Annotated in this window: 16 protein-coding genes; 9 read left to right on the top strand and 7 right to left on the bottom strand. The window is 34.9% G+C overall.

The annotated features are described in order from the left end of the window. Positions 1-73 precede the first annotated feature (73 nt). From PK35_RS11630 to PK35_RS11620, 3 genes are all read left to right on the top strand, one after another. Positions 74-3,112, top strand: a complete 3,039-nt coding sequence (locus tag PK35_RS11630) for a tetratricopeptide repeat protein (RefSeq protein ID WP_044626727.1) — start codon at positions 74-76, stop codon at positions 3,110-3,112. A 108-nt stretch (positions 3,113-3,220) separates the two neighbouring features. Continuing rightward, positions 3,221-4,945 (top strand): porin family protein, encoded by a 1,725-nt coding sequence (locus PK35_RS11625; protein WP_044626726.1) that lies wholly within the window; start codon positions 3,221-3,223, stop codon positions 4,943-4,945. Between the two features lie 219 nt (positions 4,946-5,164). Further along, the gene (locus tag PK35_RS11620; RefSeq protein WP_044626725.1) at positions 5,165-5,638 is read left to right on the top strand and encodes an ASCH domain-containing protein; all 474 of its coding nucleotides are present in this window, start codon (positions 5,165-5,167) and stop codon (positions 5,636-5,638) included. A gap of 16 nt (positions 5,639-5,654) precedes the next feature. On the opposite strand, the gene PK35_RS11615 is transcribed toward PK35_RS11620, so the two are convergent. The 4 genes from PK35_RS11615 to PK35_RS11600 form a co-directional block, all read right to left on the bottom strand. Continuing rightward, on the bottom strand, positions 5,655-6,410 hold the full coding sequence (locus PK35_RS11615) for a LytR/AlgR family response regulator transcription factor (RefSeq protein ID WP_044626724.1): 756 nt from the start codon (positions 6,408-6,410) through the stop codon (positions 5,655-5,657). Positions 6,411-6,443: 33 nt separating this feature from the next. Then, positions 6,444-6,785: a 2TM domain-containing protein gene (locus tag PK35_RS11610; RefSeq protein ID WP_044626723.1), complete on the bottom strand. Its 342-nt coding sequence runs from the start codon at positions 6,783-6,785 to the stop codon at positions 6,444-6,446. 13 nt (positions 6,786-6,798) lie between these two features. Next, positions 6,799-8,145 carry a histidine kinase gene (locus PK35_RS11605; protein ID WP_044626722.1) on the bottom strand — a complete coding sequence of 449 codons (1,347 nt, stop codon included), beginning with the start codon at positions 8,143-8,145 and terminating at the stop codon, positions 6,799-6,801. Between the two features lie 216 nt (positions 8,146-8,361). Next, the gene (locus PK35_RS11600; RefSeq protein ID WP_044626721.1) at positions 8,362-9,099 is read right to left on the bottom strand and encodes an energy transducer TonB; all 738 of its coding nucleotides are present in this window, start codon (positions 9,097-9,099) and stop codon (positions 8,362-8,364) included. Positions 9,100-9,306: 207 nt separating this feature from the next. Between PK35_RS11600 and PK35_RS17545 the strand changes: the two genes are divergently transcribed. The 3 genes from PK35_RS17545 to PK35_RS11585 are packed head-to-tail and all read left to right on the top strand — an operon-like array spanning position 9,307 to position 10,726. After that, complete coding sequence (locus PK35_RS17545; protein WP_117624670.1) at positions 9,307-9,945, top strand: YdeI/OmpD-associated family protein; 639 nt, start codon at positions 9,307-9,309, stop codon at positions 9,943-9,945. A gap of 3 nt (positions 9,946-9,948) precedes the next feature. Next, positions 9,949-10,350, top strand: coding sequence for a DUF2721 domain-containing protein (locus tag PK35_RS17540; protein ID WP_044626720.1), 402 nt, complete (start codon positions 9,949-9,951; stop codon positions 10,348-10,350). A gap of 7 nt (positions 10,351-10,357) precedes the next feature. Further along, entirely contained in the window at positions 10,358-10,726 is a 369-nt protein-coding gene (locus PK35_RS11585) for a DUF2200 domain-containing protein (protein ID WP_044626855.1), read from the top strand. A gap of 156 nt (positions 10,727-10,882) precedes the next feature. Here PK35_RS11585 and PK35_RS11580 read toward each other — a convergent pair whose 3' ends face one another. Then, positions 10,883-11,614: a uracil-DNA glycosylase family protein gene (locus PK35_RS11580; RefSeq protein WP_044626719.1), complete on the bottom strand. Its 732-nt coding sequence runs from the start codon at positions 11,612-11,614 to the stop codon at positions 10,883-10,885. Between the two features lie 56 nt (positions 11,615-11,670). Between PK35_RS11580 and PK35_RS17420 the strand changes: the two genes are divergently transcribed. Next, the gene (locus PK35_RS17420; RefSeq protein WP_082048577.1) at positions 11,671-11,805 is read left to right on the top strand and encodes a 30S ribosomal protein THX; all 135 of its coding nucleotides are present in this window, start codon (positions 11,671-11,673) and stop codon (positions 11,803-11,805) included. A 2-nt stretch (positions 11,806-11,807) separates the two neighbouring features. Here PK35_RS17420 and yaaA read toward each other — a convergent pair whose 3' ends face one another. Both yaaA and PK35_RS11570 read right to left on the bottom strand, forming a co-directional pair. After that, positions 11,808-12,566, bottom strand: coding sequence for a peroxide stress protein YaaA (yaaA, locus tag PK35_RS11575; RefSeq protein WP_044626718.1), 759 nt, complete (start codon positions 12,564-12,566; stop codon positions 11,808-11,810). Between the two features lie 263 nt (positions 12,567-12,829). After that, positions 12,830-14,065 carry an ABC transporter permease gene (locus tag PK35_RS11570; RefSeq protein ID WP_044626717.1) on the bottom strand — a complete coding sequence of 412 codons (1,236 nt, stop codon included), beginning with the start codon at positions 14,063-14,065 and terminating at the stop codon, positions 12,830-12,832. A gap of 8 nt (positions 14,066-14,073) precedes the next feature. On the opposite strand from PK35_RS11570, the gene PK35_RS11565 reads away from it, so the two are divergent. Next, a complete protein-coding gene (locus PK35_RS11565) occupies positions 14,074-15,327 on the top strand; it encodes an exo-beta-N-acetylmuramidase NamZ family protein (RefSeq protein ID WP_202903832.1) in 1,254 nt (417 codons plus the stop codon). Beyond that, the gene (locus tag PK35_RS11560) at positions 15,320-16,414 is read left to right on the top strand and encodes a serine hydrolase domain-containing protein (RefSeq protein WP_082048576.1); all 1,095 of its coding nucleotides are present in this window, start codon (positions 15,320-15,322) and stop codon (positions 16,412-16,414) included. The genes PK35_RS11565 and PK35_RS11560 overlap by 8 nt, the downstream gene beginning before the upstream one ends. Positions 16,415-16,453 lie beyond the last annotated feature (39 nt).

Genomic DNA, 16,453 nt, shown 5'->3' with positions numbered 1-16,453 from the left:
CTAGCACGATTGTTGCGTTATACAATTTAGATTCATTTATCTTTGAATACTCAAATTAAAAAACGACTTGTAAATGATTTACAAAAACATACTTTCCCTCATGCTTGTTTTGGGTTTTGTTTTCCCAACAATGGCACAGCAATCGGCCACTTATACTAGCAACTTAGTCGATTATCAAAAAGCATTATCGCTTTATAATAATCAGCAATATTTAGCAGCGCAATCGCTGTTTTCGAGCGTTAAAAAAACGGCCGAAGAAGATATTTTACAATCCGATTGTGCTTATTATATAGCCAATTGTGCGGTGCGTTTAAATCAGCAAAATGCCGACCAATTGGTTGAGAATTTTGTAGCAGAATATCCAACAAGTACCAAGCGAAATACGGCTTATGTTGATGTAGCCGATTATTATTTCGAAAATTCTAAATATGCGTATGCCAGAAAGTGGTATGATAAAGTAAACGAAAATGCTTTAGGCCGAAGTGAAAAGGAAAAATTTTACTTTAACAATGGTTATTCGGCGTTTTCTGTGAAGCAATATAAAGATGCTAAAAAGTATTTAAATCGTGTTGAAAGCTCAAAAGAATATGGCTCACAAGCCAAATATTACATTGGTTTTATGGCTTATGAAGGCGACGATTACGATGAAGCTAACGAGTATTTCGATCAGGTAAGCGACCAAGAACGTTACAAAGAAAAACTATCGTACTACCAAGCCGATTTAAATTTTAAACTAGGAAATTTTGAAAAAGCTATTGCGTTAGCAAAAGACCGATTAGATTCTAGTGACGAAAATGAAGTATCCGAACTATCAAAAATAATAGGTGAGAGCTACTTTAATCTCGAAAATTACACTGAAGCTTTACCGTATTTAAAAGCGTACCAAGGACGACAAGGAAAGCGCGATAAAACCGCCAAGTGGAATAACACCGATTATTACCAATTGGGTTACACCTATTACAAACAAAAAGATTACGAAAATGCTATAAATGAGTTTAATAAAATTGTAGGTGGTAGTAACAGCATTGCTCAAAATGCCTATTATCATTTAGGCGAAAGTTATGTGCATCTCGATAAAAAACAAGAAGCTTTAAATGCGTTTAAAAATGCTTCAGAAATGGATTTCGATTTAAAAATTCAAGAAGATGCTTGGTTGAATTATGCTAAAATTAGTTACGAAATAGGGAATCCGTATCAATCGGCACCACAAGTTTTAGCAGCTTATTTAGATAAATACCCAGAAACAAGCTATCGCGAAGAAATTGAAACCCTGTTAATCGATTCGTACATCACATCAAAAAACTATGCCGAAGCTTTAAAGCTTTTAAAAGGAAAAAATAGTTACGATAACAAAGTAGCTTACCAAAAAGTAGCTTTTTATCGCGGTTTAGAGTTGTATAATGAAAACGATTATTTAGAAGCCGAAAATTTATTTGATGCCTCGTTAAAAGAATCGCTGGAAGCTATTTACACAGCACGAGCGACTTTTTGGAAAGCCGAAGCCGATTATAATTTATCTAATTTTGATGATGCTTTAATAGGTTTTAAACAGTTTGGCCAAATGGCAGAAGCTTCAGAAACACCAGAATTCGAGAATTTAGATTATAATTTAGCCTACACTTATTTTAAGTTAAAAAGTTATCCGCAGGCAACCACCTATTTCAATCAATTCATTAGTAATCATAAGGATGATAAGGTAAGACTTAACGATGCGTATTTAAGGTTAGGCGATGGTTATTTTGTGTCTAGCGAATACCAAAATGCAATAAATGCCTATCAAAATGCCATAAAGTTAAACGAAATAGAATCCGACTATGCCTTTTTTCAAAAAGCTTTAAGCGTTGGTTATGCGGGGCAATCTTCAAAAAAAATACATGAATTAGAAACTTTTATTGAAACATATCCAAAGTCAAAATTACGTGACGATGCCATGTACGAACTTGGTAATTCTTATGTGAAAGAAGGTCAAACTCAAAAAGCGCACACCACGTATAACAAATTAAGTGTAGCGTATAAAAACAGTTCGTTTGTGCCAAAAGCATTGTTACGACAAGGTTTAATTTATTACAACGCCAACCAAAACCAAGATGCTTTGGTGAAGTTTAAAAACGTTGCTAGTAATTATGCAGGTTCGCCCGAGGCAGTGCAAGCGGTTTCAACGGCGCGTTTAATTTATATTGATTTAGGAAAAGTTGATGAGTATGCTGCTTGGGTAAAAACCTTGGATTATGTGGAGGTTACCGACACCGATTTGGATAATACCACTTACGAAGCAGCCGAAAAACAATACGTCGATGGCAACACCGATAGAGCCATTAAACAATTCAACCAATATTTAAGTCAGTTTCCAAATGGTCTGCACGCCTTACAAGCGCAATTTTATATCGCACAGTTGTATTACAAAAAAGATTTGCTAGAAAACGCAGCGCCACATTACCAATATATTGCGGAAACATCGCAAAACGAATATACCGAAGAAGCTTTAACACGTTTATCTCAATATCATTTAGAGAAGAAAAACTGGAAAAACGCTATTCCGGTGCTACAGCGTTTGGAGGCCGAAGCTAATTTTCCTCAAAACGTGGTGTTTGCACAGTCTAATTTAATGAAAGCCAATTATCAATTAGAAAATTATAATGAGGCTGTCGCTTACGCGGAAAAAGTGTTGAACAGTTCAAAAATTGATAACAAAATAAAAAGTGATGCACATGTAATTATTGCACGTTCGGCTATAAAAACAAACAATGAAGCTAAAGCTAAAACCTCTTACGCAGAAGTTGAAAAAGTAGCCACAGGCGAAACCGCTGCTGAAGCTTTATATTACAACGCTTATTTTAAAAATAAAGAAGCAAAATATGAATCCTCAAACACGGCGGTACAAAAATTAGCAAAAGATTTTTCGGGTTATAAATATTACAGTGCCAAAGGTTTGGTGCTTATGGCTAAAAACTTTTATGCTTTAAAAGATGCATTTCAAGCCACGTATATTTTAGAAAGTGTGATCCAAAATTTTCCAGATTTCGACGATGTTATTAGCGAAGCGAGAGCCGAATTAAAGAAAATTAAAACCGAAGAAGCTAAAACAAATTCATCAATTGAAACTGAAGATTAATTTTAAGAGCAACACGCGTTTATCTTGAATTAATAGTGCAAAATATCAATCAGAATAAAATCAAAATCAATTCCACGGTTGTGGATTAAGTAAAAAAAAGCAAAACCCATGCGAAAGCACATAAAACATATTTTATTGGTAGTATTTACAATTAATGCTACGGTAGCGTTTTCTCAAAACCGACAAGGAGATACTATAAACACTGGTGTTATTGATGTTGTAAAACCATATACACCAACTATTTCTGATGCGTTTAAAGTTCGTGAAACACCAAAGCTTGACGACGAAACCACCGAAACTAAAAAAGTGGTGAAATACAATATTTTTTCTTTTCCGGTGGCATCAACATTTACACCTGCAAAAGGTAAGGCAGCTGTTGTAGAAAAGCGCGAACCTGCTAAAATTTTCGATAATTACGCCACTTTGGGCGTGGGCACATACACCACACTTCTAGGGGAAGTGTATTTAAACCATGCTTTAAACCGTAACGAAAGTGTTGGTGGTTATGTAAGTCATCATTCTTCACAAGGCGGTATTGAAGGCGTTGAGTTCGACGACCATTTTTCAAATTCAAAAGTTAATGTAAATTACAGTAGCCACATGCGCGATTACGCTTGGAATGTAGAAGGTGGTTTTCAGCATCAAGTTTACAACTGGTATGGTGTGCCCGAATCGCAAGTTTTAACCGTACAGACAAATAACCCAGCGGTCGATCATATGTTTTATAATGCGCATTTTGGTGCCGATATTTCTTTTGAAGATGCTTATATTAAATCGGCCGATTTTAAATTTCGTCGTTTCGGCGATAACCAAGGTTCGGGAGAAAATAGGTTAGTCGTAAATACAGCTTTCGATTTGCCTATAAACGATATCGAAATCTCAGCAGGTTTAACATTCGATTATCTTGGTGGTACGTTCGATAAAAATTATTTCACCACCGATGCGCTCGATTATGGGAATTTCTTCGTTGGTCTTTCGCCAACTTACGAGCTTAAACGCGACGATTTAACCTTAAATCTTGGTGTGTCAACCTATTATTTAAACGATAAAGAAACAGGGGCGAGTAAGTTTTATTTGTATCCAAATGTAACAGCAACTTATCGTTTGGTAAACGATGTTTTAATTGTTTATGGTGGTGTTCAAGGCGATTTAAACCAAAATTCATACTATGGTTTTGCGGCCGAAAACCCGTTTGTGTCGCCAACTTTAAATATTGCACCAACCGATAATCTTTACAAAGCTTTCATTGGTTTAAAAGGTAAGTTATCGAGTAATATGAGTTATAGTATAAGTGGTCATTACAATGCCGATAAAAACAAAGCTTTGTTTATAACCAATGCTATAAAAGATGTATCGGCTACCGAGGCTTACGAGTACGGGAATTCCTTCGGAATTGTTTACGATAACGTCGATACCTTTGGAGTAGCTGGCGAAATAAATGTGGATGTTAGTCGTAATTTTAAGTTAGGTTTAAAAGCCGAATATTTTGCTTACGATGCCAAAACACAGCCAGAAGCTTGGAATTTACCAGACATAAAAGGGTCGTTGTTTTTCGATTATCAAATCAACCAAAATTGGTTTGCAGGAGCAAATTTATTTTATGTAGGCGAGCGAAAAGATTTAATTGTAATGGAAAGTTCTCCAACTACACAAACTTTAACTCTAGATAGCTTTTTCGATGCCAACGCACACGTAGGTTACCATATAAACGATAAATTTTCGGTGTATGCTAGAGGAAATAATTTAGCAAACAACAGTTACCAGAAATGGCAAAATTTCCCGGTTCAGGGCATTCAGTTTTTGGCAGGTGCCACCTATAAATTCGATTTTTAAATTACTGCCAGAGCAAAAAGTTTAAATTCTAAGATACTTGTTGTCTCCCTGAATTTATTTCAGGGTTTCAAAGGTATTTCCGTAAAAAAAACTTAATTATTTGAGCGTTACCCACAAGGGGTCAGGCTTTCCGTTACAAGTCCTCGGTCGTGCCTCCCTGTGGGCTTTCCACTGCAATCCTTAACGCAAACTTTGTATAAATTATAGTATTTTGTGCACATGAAAACGTTTAATAACGCATCGGTACAAACGCTTTGGAATAACTTTGTAAAAGCGAATCCAGAGCATAAAAATTATAATCGCCCCGAAGCTTGGTATTTCTGCGATAACCAAACCGATGCCGATACTTGCGTAAGTTTGGTTGTGCAAGGTGTTAAACAAGCCACATCAACATCGTTGTGGTGGTTTAAAACCTATGGTTATGCGTTTCCAAATGTTGGCGATTTAAATATAGTAACTAATTGGAATGGTGAGGCCAAGGCCATAATTAAAACCATAAAAATCGAGCACGTACCTTACAATAAAATATCGGCTAATTACGCTAAACTTGAGGGCGAAGGCGATAAATCGTTAGCCTATTGGCAAAAGGTGCATTGGGCGTATTATACCAGAGAAATGGCAGTTAAAGGCGATCAACCGTCACAAAATATGATTATTATTTGCGAGCAATTTAAAACTATTTTTACCATTTAAGTCAGACATTAAATAATTATTCCAACCAAGCTTTAAAATCTTTTACACGTTCGCGAGCCACTATAACATCTTGTTCGTTGTATGTTTTAAGCTTTATTTGCAAACGCGAATTGGTGTAGCTTACCATATCTTTTATGGCGTTAATATTCACAAAAAATTTACGGTTAATTCTAAAAAAGGTTTGTGGTTCTAGTTCGTTTTCTAAATGTTCTAATGTGGTATCAAGTAAATAGTTTCGGCCTTCCGTGGTGTGTAAATAAGTGCCTTTATTTTCACTAAAAAAGCATTCAATATCATCAACCGAAATAAGTTTTAAATGCTGACCAACCTTTACCGAAAAGCGTTTTTTGTACTCACGATCTATGGGGTTTACCAAAAGTTTCTTTATATCGTTAAAATCTAAAGTAACGGCTTGTTGTTGTGGTTGGCGTTCTTGGTATTTTTTTACAGCCGTTGCTAAATCGTCTTCATCAATAGGTTTTAATAAATAATCGATGCTATTAAGTTTAAACGCTTGTAGCGCATACTCATCGTAGGCTGTGGTAAAAATTACAGGCGATTTAATAGCAATTGTTTCAAATATTTCGAACGATAAGCCATCACTTAGCTGGATATCTAAAAAAATTAAATCAGGATGTGTATTGTTGCTAAACCAAGCTAAAGATTCTTCAACCGAATGCAAAAGAATATCGGTTTTAATATTTAGTTTTTCTAGCATACGTTGTAAACGACGTGCCGAAGGTTTTTCATCTTCTATAATAATAACATTCATAATTTTGATTGGTTAGTGTTGTTAATTAATTTGTTATTCCCATTCCGATTTATCTTTTTCCATAAACTCGCGAATTTTACGTTCTTCCCAGTCTTTTCCAAATAAAAACGTAACGCCAAAAACACCTAAAAAGTGAAAAAGTAAACCAATGCCCCAAAACAAAGGTGTTGCCCAGGTACCAAAGTGCCACAAACTGCCACCATTAACAACAATGGTAATTATTATAAAGGCATTTACTACTATAAAAACGGCTAAATGCCAATAAAAGCCTACTATTTTTTTTACTTTTTCTTTAGCTCGTAGGTAAGCTTCTTCTTTTAAAAAAGCTTTGTTTTTAAAGTCGTCGTTGTAAGGTTGTATATCTTTATTTTCCATGATTTTTTAGTTTTTAATTCCAACGTTTTTTATTTTCTTCTTCGCGAATAAATTGTTCAATTTTACGTTTTTCCCAGTTGCGACCAAAGGCACCATTATTAACAAATACTTTAAAGCCTTGTAAAACCAGACCAACGCCCCAGCCTAACATAGGAAACCAGAACCATTTTACGCCCCAATAGGTGTTGTAGTTAATGTAAATTAAAAAAGGAATTACTACAAAATAGCTTATTAAACTATAATAAAAGCCTTTAAGTTCGTTTACGTAGTCGCGTGCACGCACGTAGCTATCGCTAAAATTTGATTTTGAATGCATAGGTTTCATAACTGATAATTGTTTGGTTAGCATTGGTATTGCAACTGCAAAACGGTTTGCTTCTTGATTAATGAATACGTTTTTATGTGTTAAAAGTTGGTAGCGTTGTTTAATATTACTTAAGCCAACACCGCTACTTTTTTTCACGATTTGTTTAGGTTGTAAATTGTTTTCTACCACTAAATTGCCTTGTTGTTCATATATGCTTATATGTAAAGGTTTGTTGCTTGTAACCATATTGTGTTTTACGGCATTTTCTAAAAGTAGTTGTAGCGATAATGGCACCACTTTACTATCGGGGTTACTTGCTTTTTCGGGCATGTTGAATACAATACTGTCTTCAAAACGCATTTTTAAAAGCGACATATAGGTTTTAGCGAATTGCAGTTCTTCATCAACCGTAACTAATTCTTTGTTTTTTTGCTCTAAAACATAACGGTAAACTTTTGATAACGAGGTGGTAAATTTTTGTGCGCTTTCTGGGTTTTCTTCAATTAAACTAGTTAACACATTTAAACTGTTAAATAAAAAATGCGGATCTAATTGGTTTTTTAAAGCATCAAATTTAGCACTCGCGGTACCTGCAATTACTTTTTGTTCTTTTATGCGGTTTTGTTGGTATTTATTGTAAAAGTAAATTACATGAAATACGGCAACAATGGTTAAGGTAATCCATAAACCAAACTTGTAATAAGCAAACTTTTCGTTTGTAATAAACTCGTTAAATGTTTGGTGATACATTAATAGAGCGGTTAAAGCTCGTAAAATAAATAACCCAATTATGGTTAAAATTGTGGCTCCAATTACGCCAATAATTATGCGTTTAACAGAGTCTGTTTTTTTCCAGTTTTTACGACTTAAAAAATCGAAAAACAACATATTTGAATACCCTAAAACAAAAGCGTACAATTGGTAAAAGGCGAAGCTTATAATGGCTTCGTTTACCGTTTCGAAATTAAAACCACCGGATAATAAGGTGCCAATTACAAAAACGATACAGCCTAAAATAAAAGTGATTAATATGTTTTTTCCAGATTTTGACATGGTGTAATGTTTTATAAACTTTTTTAAAATTAATAAATAAAGTGCTTAATTAATTACACTGCAAATATCTTGATGAAGTATTGGTTTTTAAAAAGTGAATAACCGAATTGTTATTTTTTTATTCTGAAATGTAAAAGTGATAGTTTTATAACAAAAAAGAGGCCAGATAGAAAACATATTCATATCCGGCCTCTCATGAAACAAAATCACCCCATTTTAATGTGTTGCAGCATATTTAAAGTAAATAGGCACTGCGTATTGTACTGTTACAGGTTTGCCACGTTGTTTTCCGGGCTCCATTTTGGGCATTATGCTTATAATACGTTCGGCTTCTTTTTCAAGTAATTTATCTGGGCCTCTAGAGCGTATTTTGGTAGTTTTACCTTGTGAATCGATAACAAAAACAACCGATACACGCCCTTGGATACCTAGTTGTAAAGCAACATCGGGGTAATTAAAGTTCTTTACAACATGCTCTTGTACTTTTTGTTGAAAACAAGCTTTAGTTTTTTCTTTGCTTAATCCTTCGCAACCAGGAAAAACGGGTACTTCTTCAATTACGGCAAAGGCAACTTCCACATCTTCTTCAACTTCTTCAACCACCACTTCATCAACGCCAATAGCAACAAAATCTTCAATGGCATCATCTTGCCCTGTTTCTGTGCTCTCAATAACTGTTTCTTCTATATCAACAATATCATCCTCAATGACTTCAATTATTTGGGGGACTTTGGCAGGCGGTGGAGGAGGAGCCGGCGTATTCATTTTAACAATAGGAATATCATCCTCAATTTTATAATTAACATCTAGAACTTCCATAACAAAGTCGTCTTTCTGGTAAGTTCTGTGTTCAAGCGCTCTCCAAGACAGTAATAACATTAAATTAAGCCCAATGGCAAAATATATACTGCTATGTCGTCCTATTTCTAGTTCTGGGTTCTTTTTAGGTTTCATGACTTAAATAATTTAATACAGTAAAATTATTGGAATTGAAGCCTATATGGAATGATATTTATCATGTAAACTCTCGAATAAATTGCTTAAAATATCTGTAATGTTCAATTCTTAATTTATTACGACTTTTTGCAGTCGTGCGAGAATTATCTATTTGATATTGCTTTTAATAGAGTTATATTGTTGAACTAATTCTAAATTAGAATAATGAATACATCGGTTGAAAATTATTTTATTGAGGGATGTGGTCGATGTCCGCTTGGGGCGACACCCGATTGTAAAATACACACATGGCAAAGGGAACTCCAATTGTTAAGGCACATTGTTTTGCAATGTGGCCTCACCGAAACCTGTAAATGGGGCGTGCCTTGTTATACCTTTAATGGTAAAAATGTTTTAAATATAACTGCGTTAAAAAATTATTGTGCTATCGGTTTTTTTAAAGGTGCTTTACTCGCCGATGAAAAACAACTTTTAGAGAAGCCAGGAGAAAACTCTCAAGCTGTACGATTATTTAAGTTTACTAATTTAGATGATATTAAATCGATTGAAGCTGATATAAAAGCCTATATTTTTGAAGCTATTGAAGCAGAAAAGGCAGGCTTACAAATTGAATTTAAAAAGAATCCCGAACCCATTCCTGAAGAATTAGAAGCAAAATTTGAAGATGATCCCTATTTTAAATCGGCTTTCAAAAGTTTAACACCTGGTAGGCAGCGTGGGTATATTCTTTATTTTTCGCAACCCAAACAAGCTAAAACCAGAACTGCACGAATAGAAAAGTGTACACCTCTAATTTTAAGCGGCATAGGTTTACATGATAAATACAAACAAACCAAAAAATAAGTTATGGAACAACTTACCTTAACAACACCAGCTTTACTATTTTCAGCTATTTCGTTAATTATGCTGGCCTATACCAATAGGTTTTTGGCATACGCATCGGTAATTAGAAGTTTGCACGATAAGTATAAAAAAGAAAAAGATTCCGTTTTAATGGTGCAAATTAAAAATATTAAAACCCGTTTATATTTAACGCGCTATATGCAAATTTTTGGCATTAGCAGTTTGTTGTTGTGCGTGTTAACTATGTTTTTAATTTATATTGAACAGCAAAACGTTGCGGTTTGGGTGTTTGGTATGGCTTTATTGTTGTTAATAGTTTCATTGGCTTTATTGGTTGTTGAAATTCAAATATCGGTAAAAGCCTTAGAACACCATATTAGTGATATTGAAAACACAACTAAATAATAAAATTATGGCAACAACACCAGAACACGACGCACGTATTGCGAGCATGACATTTTCTTCGGTTTACCCACATTATGTGACTAAAGTTGAAAAAAAGGGTAGAACGGTTGAAGAGTTACACCAAGTAATTGAGTGGCTTACAGGTTTTAATGAGGCCAAATTACAAGAGTTAATTAACGAAAAAGTAACCTTTGAAACCTTTTTTAAACAAGCCAAAATTAATGCTAACGCGTATTTAATTACAGGTGTTATTTGCGGTTATAGAATTGAAGATATTGAAACCGAGTTAACCAAACAAACTCGATATCTAGATAAACTTGTTGACGAATTAGCCAAAGGCCGTAAAATGGAAAAGATTTTACGAGAACCTAAATAAATTAGAGTTCGAGATAAAACTAAAAATAGAGTAACTAAAAGTTTAATAGATTATTTGCTTGTCATCTTGAGCGCAGTCGAAAGAATTTTAATTACGTTTTTTAAGGCTTAGTTCAACCTATTAAAAGGTTTCGAATTTAATTTAAATAAGCTTTGCTCAAAAAAACTCGCGATACTGCATAACCCGAAAAGCAAACGTATTAAAATCGGGGTTTTTAGCTTTTAATTGTCGGTATAGCGGGATTTTACTGATTGAAATATTGGCTGCACCAGAACTAGATGTTAACGATACGGTTTTGATAACTCGTGATTTTTGATGAGATTCCTCGGCTGTGTTAGTAATGATAGTTTCTTTTTGTGCAGATTGCTTCGCTTCAGTCGCAATGACAGGTAGCGAAAATTGGTGAATTCTTGGTGTTTCGTTGTTGACTAATTCAAGTTTTAAACCATGTTCTTTAAGATGCTTTCTAAAGAAATACTCTGGACCATTTTTACTGTTTCCACCTGTAAAAAGTAAGGTGTTTATATTAGGATTTTGTTTTAAATGGCCAATAATATTGCGTAGTTTAATGTTCGTCATACCCAAATCGGAAGCATCAATTTTTTCGCGTTCGCAACTTGCTACAATATCACAAACCCCAATTTTATGTGTTATTAAAAAATCTTTGCGCTGTTGTACGGCTTCTGTAGAGTTGTCGTATCGTAAGTTTAGATTATGAATTTTATCAATGTACAGCCAAAGTGAATTGTAGTAGCTGCCATAGCAAAAATCGACATCTTTTTCTAAAAGTTCTCCCATTGAAAATCGCGGAGGTGGCAAAGTGCCCACAATGAGTTTTTCTGTATCAGGCTGAATAAAAGGATCGTATGGATGCTTATGCTTAAACACGTATAAAATTTGACTTGCGTTGTTATTTTTTGTACTTTATAAAGAAACAACTTTTAATGGGAAAAGGCGATAAAAAAACAAAACGAGGAAAAATACACCGAGGTACTTTTGGCAATAGAAGACCACGAATTAAAAAAAGACCGTCTATTGAGAAAAAAATAAGCGTTGGTCACAAAGCCACACCTAAATAATACTACCTAATAAATACTAAATCGTTTGGTTTAGACATACTTTCGCTAAAACCGTAGCCTTCGTAATTAAATCCTTTTAAATCATCAATAGTTTTTGCGTTTGTATCTACAATATAACGTGCCATGAGTCCGCGAGCTTCTTTAGCAAAAAACGAAATAACTTTGTATTCGCCATTTTTTAAATCTTTAAAATTGGCAGTTATCACAGGTACTTTTAATGCTTTTGTATCAACAGCTTTAAAATACTCGTTACTAGCCAGGTTTAAAAATAGCTCGTCGTCTTCAAGTTCGTTATTTAATGCTTTTGTAATGTCTTTTTTCCAGAATTCATAAAGGTTCTTTTTTACTCCAACAGGCATTTTTGTGCCCATTTCTAAGCGATACGGTTGTATTAAATCGGTTGGTTTTAAAATGCCGTATAATCCTGATAGAATACGAACGGTGTTTTTAAACGTGTCTATTTTGTCAGTAGGAATGGTGTAAGCATCTAAACCTTTATAAACATCGCCATTAAAAGCATAGGCAGCAGGTCGTGCATTGTCTTCTGTAAAAGGAAGTTCCCAACTTTGATTACGCTCGTAATTTAATTGCCCTAAAGCATCGGAAATGCTCATGAGTTTCGATAAACTTTTGGCCGATTTCTTTTTTAAAAGTTTGTTTAAGCGTTCGGCTTGTTTTAAAAATTGTGCTTCGGTGTGTGTGTTTATTGGTAATTCACTTTCAAAATCTAATGACTTAGCAGGCGATAATACGAGTTTCATATGGTTTCTTTTTTTCTGAAGTCAAATTTACGATTAGTATTGAAATTTTTATTCGGATTTTGAAATCTATTTTAAATACTGAAATAAACAAAATTTATTTATAGGTATTGATTTGATAATTTTTATTTATTGATTTTGCTTTCTGAAAATGTAAAGATACTTTGGAGTTCGCCAGCACGTTAGGGATTGAACGGCATGTTTGAGCTCTCACGCTTGAGCGTGAAGCGAGTAGTGAAAGCCCGCCCCTTAGGGAACGCCCAAATTTAGGTAAACCTTATGGCTTTTACCGGCGATATTTTTGTGATGATGTACGACGGTACCAAAAGCATAATTAAACACAACACGAGCGTGCCAACATTTAACGCTAAAATGTAACCAAAACTGATGTAAACGGGTGCTTCGGTAACGTAATATACACTTGGATCGAGCGGAAAAAGTTTTAAATATTTTTGGGCAAATAGCAGTGCTAAACCGATGAGATTGCCCCAAAACAAACCTAACAAAATTAAATAGGATGCGTTGTAGATAAATAGTTTACGAATGCTCCAATTGTTGCTTCCTAGGGCTTTTAAAATGCCTATCATTTGGGTGCGCTCTAGAATTAAAACGAGTAGCGCGGTGATCATGTTAATGCCCGCCACTAGTATCATGATGCCTATAATGCCGTTTATATTTTTTATGAATATGGTAAACCACTCGAAAATGCTAGCATATTTATCGGTAACGGTGATGGTGTTGAATGTTGATGGCGTGTTTTGATGTATTTCGATGCCTTTTTCTTGAATCTGGGAAAAATCGTCGATAAACACTTCAAAATTTCCAATTTGGTCGCTTTCCCATTGGTTTAAGCGTTGAATGTGACGTAAATTACCTATTAAATACTGTTTGTCAAGGTCTTGAAACCCTGAATTGTAAATACCCGTAACTTTACATTTTAGGTAATTAGGAAGTTTTTCGGGATCGTTTTTTGCAAAAACCATTTGAAATTCGTCGCCTACTTTAAAGCCTAATCGGTTGGCTAAATACTGCGATATTAAAACTTCTTCGCTCCATTTTTTTTCTAAACTGGGCAGTTGGCCGTCAATTAAAAATTCTTTAAAATATTGCCAGTCGTAATCTTGCCCAACACCTTTGTAAACGACACCTTCAAAATCGGTTTCGGTACGAATTACGCCAAACTTTGCGGCAACACCTTGAACGTGCGAAACGCCATCGACCGATTTAAAATCTGGATAAAATTCTTGATTGATTGATATAGGAAAAACGCTTTCCTGCGAGTTATTACTATCGTAATTCGTTATAGTGGCATGCCCGTTAAAAGCAACCACTTTATCGCGTATTTTTTGTTGCAGCCCAATACCGGTTGCAATGGCAATCATCATCACCACAATGCCTATGGCTATGGCAGCAATACCAATTTTTATTATTGGTGCCGAAACACTACTTTTATACGCTTTACTACCAATTAAGCGTTTAGCTATAAAATACTCGTAATTCAAAATATATGATGCCGTTTAAAGTTATCAAAAATACAGTTTTATTATTTGTTTTGGTCATGATTTCGTGTGCAAACTTGTCGAAATCGGAGGACAAAACCTCGAAAACCGAAACAGTTTTAAAAAATGAACCACAGGATCAAGTTACCCAAAACACCAATATTGTTGTTGGAGCCAACAGAACCGAACGCTATTTACCTTTATTAAACGGTAAACGCGTTGGTGTTGTTGCCAACCAAACGAGTGTTGTTTTTAAAGCTGAAGAAGGAAGCTACACGCATTTGGTAGATTCGTTAGTGGCATTACAAATTGATTTAAAAAAAGTATTTGCGCCAGAACATGGGTTTCGTGGTAAAGCGGATGCTGGCGAGGTGGTTAAAGATGGTATTGATACCAAAACAGGCTTACCAATTGTGTCGCTTTACGGGAGCAATAAAAAGCCAAAACCAGATCAATTGAAGGATTTAGATCTAGTTATTTTCGACATTCAAGATGTTGGCGCACGTTTTTACACCTATATTTCTACCTTGCATTATGTTATGGAAGCTTGCGCGGAAGCTAAAATTCCTGTTATTATTTTTGATAGACCAAATCCGAATGGTCATTACATAGACGGCCCTATTTTAGAAATAGAAAACCAGAGTTTTGTAGGTATGCACCCAATTCCTATTGTGCATGGTATGACAATTGGCGAGTATGCAAAAATGATTAACGGTGAAAAATGGCTGAAAAATGCCGTTACATGTGAGTTAACTGTAATTTCTATGGAACATTACAACCACAATAAAACGTATAGTTTACCCATAAAACCAAGTCCGAATTTACCTAACGACCAAGCCATAAACTTGTACCCAAGTTTATGCTTTTTTGAAGGCACCAATGTAAGTGCTGGTCGAGGTACAGAAACACAATTTCAAATATTTGGTAGTCCGTTTTTAAATACTAACGTGTTTAAATTCAGTTTTACGCCGCAACCTAATGAAGGCGCGAAATACCCGAAGTATCAAAATGAATTATGCCACGGCAGTGATTTAACCAAGTACAAAACATTAAACACCTTAAACTTATCGTGGTTAATTGATGCTTACCAAAACACCTCCGATAAAGCTAAATTTTTCAATAACTTTTTTGTAAAACTGTCGGGTACTAAAACGTTGCAAAAGCAAATTGAATCGGGTTTAAGTGAAACTGAAATAAAAGCCACATGGCAAACCGGTTTAAAAAAATTCAAAAAGACTAGAGCGCAGTATTTAATTTATGAATAGAAAATTAATGAGAAAACCTGCTTTTAATGCGCTTTTAGGTTTGTTCATTGTTGCGCTATCTTGTAAAAGTACGGTTAGTACAACTCAGGTAAAACCTAAAACGCCTCAAGAAAGTGTTGCACGGTTTATGGTTACAGAACAGGTTCCTGGAATGGCCATTTCGGTATCGAAACATGGAAAACTGATTTGGTCTGAAGGTTTTGGATACGCCGATATTACAAACAAGATTAAGGTGTCGCCAGATTCTACATTGTTTCGTATTGCTAGTATTTCTAAATCGATTTCTGCCGTTAGTTTAGCAACTTTGGTAGATGCAAAAAAGATACATTTAGATTCCAGTTTGTATCTGTATTTGCCCAACTACCCTAAAAAAGCATACGACTTTACGCTAAGACAAGTTGGCGGACATACAGCCGGCATAAGGCATTACAGAGGCAGAGAGTTTTTATTGAACAAAAAACTTAGTATCTCGGAAGGCATTTCGATTTTTAAAAATGATAGACTTCTTTTTGAGCCGCAAACAAAATTTAAGTACAGTACTTACGGATGGAATTTGTTGAGTGAAGTGATACAAACAGTTGCTAAAATACCATTTGGAACCTACACCGCAAAAACCATTTTCGAGCCTTTAAAAATGGAACACACGCTGTTAGATTATTGCGATTCGATAATCCCGAATAGAACTACATTTTATATGAAAAGAAAAAGTGGTGGTGTTTATCAAGGAAAAACGGTTTGCAATGAATTTAAAGCTGCTGGTGGCGGATTTTTATCAACCTCGGAAGACTTAGTGAAGTTTGGAAACGAAATGATTCATCCGAAGATTATTTCACCTGAAGTTTTAAAGGAATTGGTAACACCACAAATTCTTACCACAGGAAAAAGCACGCATTATGGCGTTGGATTCTTTTCGTACAACACCAAAAACAATTCACCTAAATACAGTCATTCTGGTGGCGGTGTTGGTGCTTCAACCTTATTACTCATTTATCCCGAAGAGGACGTCGTAATTGCCATTGTTAGTAATTTAAGTAATGTTCCTATTAGTAAGTTAGGAAGTGAATTGGAAGCTTTTTTTGTGGATTAAACGGCATTTGTGTTGCCTCGGATTCACGAATGTTTTTAA

The sequence above is a fragment of the Neotamlana nanhaiensis genome, assembly GCF_000943555.1.
Taxonomy (GTDB): Bacteria; Bacteroidota; Bacteroidia; order Flavobacteriales; family Flavobacteriaceae; genus Neotamlana; species Neotamlana nanhaiensis.
The sequence above is the reverse complement of the archived record's forward strand: the minus strand, read 5'-3'. Positions and strand labels throughout refer to the sequence as shown.

Coding starts and splice junctions, on each gene's coding strand:
- PK35_RS11615 (WP_044626724.1), bottom strand. CDS start 6,410: ATGAATGTTATTATTATAGAAGATGAAAAACCTTCGGCACGTCGTTTA.
- PK35_RS17540 (WP_044626720.1), top strand. CDS start 9,949: ATGGAACAACTTACCTTAACAACACCAGCTTTACTATTTTCAGCTATT.
- PK35_RS17420 (WP_082048577.1), top strand. CDS start 11,671: ATGGGAAAAGGCGATAAAAAAACAAAACGAGGAAAAATACACCGAGGT.
- PK35_RS11605 (WP_044626722.1), bottom strand. CDS start 8,145: ATGTCAAAATCTGGAAAAAACATATTAATCACTTTTATTTTAGGCTGT.
- PK35_RS11585 (WP_044626855.1), top strand. CDS start 10,358: ATGGCAACAACACCAGAACACGACGCACGTATTGCGAGCATGACATTT.
- PK35_RS17545 (WP_117624670.1), top strand. CDS start 9,307: ATGAATACATCGGTTGAAAATTATTTTATTGAGGGATGTGGTCGATGT.
- PK35_RS11630 (WP_044626727.1), top strand. CDS start 74: ATGATTTACAAAAACATACTTTCCCTCATGCTTGTTTTGGGTTTTGTT.
- yaaA (WP_044626718.1), bottom strand. CDS start 12,566: ATGAAACTCGTATTATCGCCTGCTAAGTCATTAGATTTTGAAAGTGAA.
- PK35_RS11600 (WP_044626721.1), bottom strand. CDS start 9,099: ATGAAACCTAAAAAGAACCCAGAACTAGAAATAGGACGACATAGCAGT.
- PK35_RS11620 (WP_044626725.1), top strand. CDS start 5,165: ATGAAAACGTTTAATAACGCATCGGTACAAACGCTTTGGAATAACTTT.
- PK35_RS11610 (WP_044626723.1), bottom strand. CDS start 6,785: ATGGAAAATAAAGATATACAACCTTACAACGACGACTTTAAAAACAAA.
- PK35_RS11560 (WP_082048576.1), top strand. CDS start 15,320: ATGAATAGAAAATTAATGAGAAAACCTGCTTTTAATGCGCTTTTAGGT.
- PK35_RS11565 (WP_202903832.1), top strand. CDS start 14,074: ATGCCGTTTAAAGTTATCAAAAATACAGTTTTATTATTTGTTTTGGTC.
- PK35_RS11625 (WP_044626726.1), top strand. CDS start 3,221: ATGCGAAAGCACATAAAACATATTTTATTGGTAGTATTTACAATTAAT.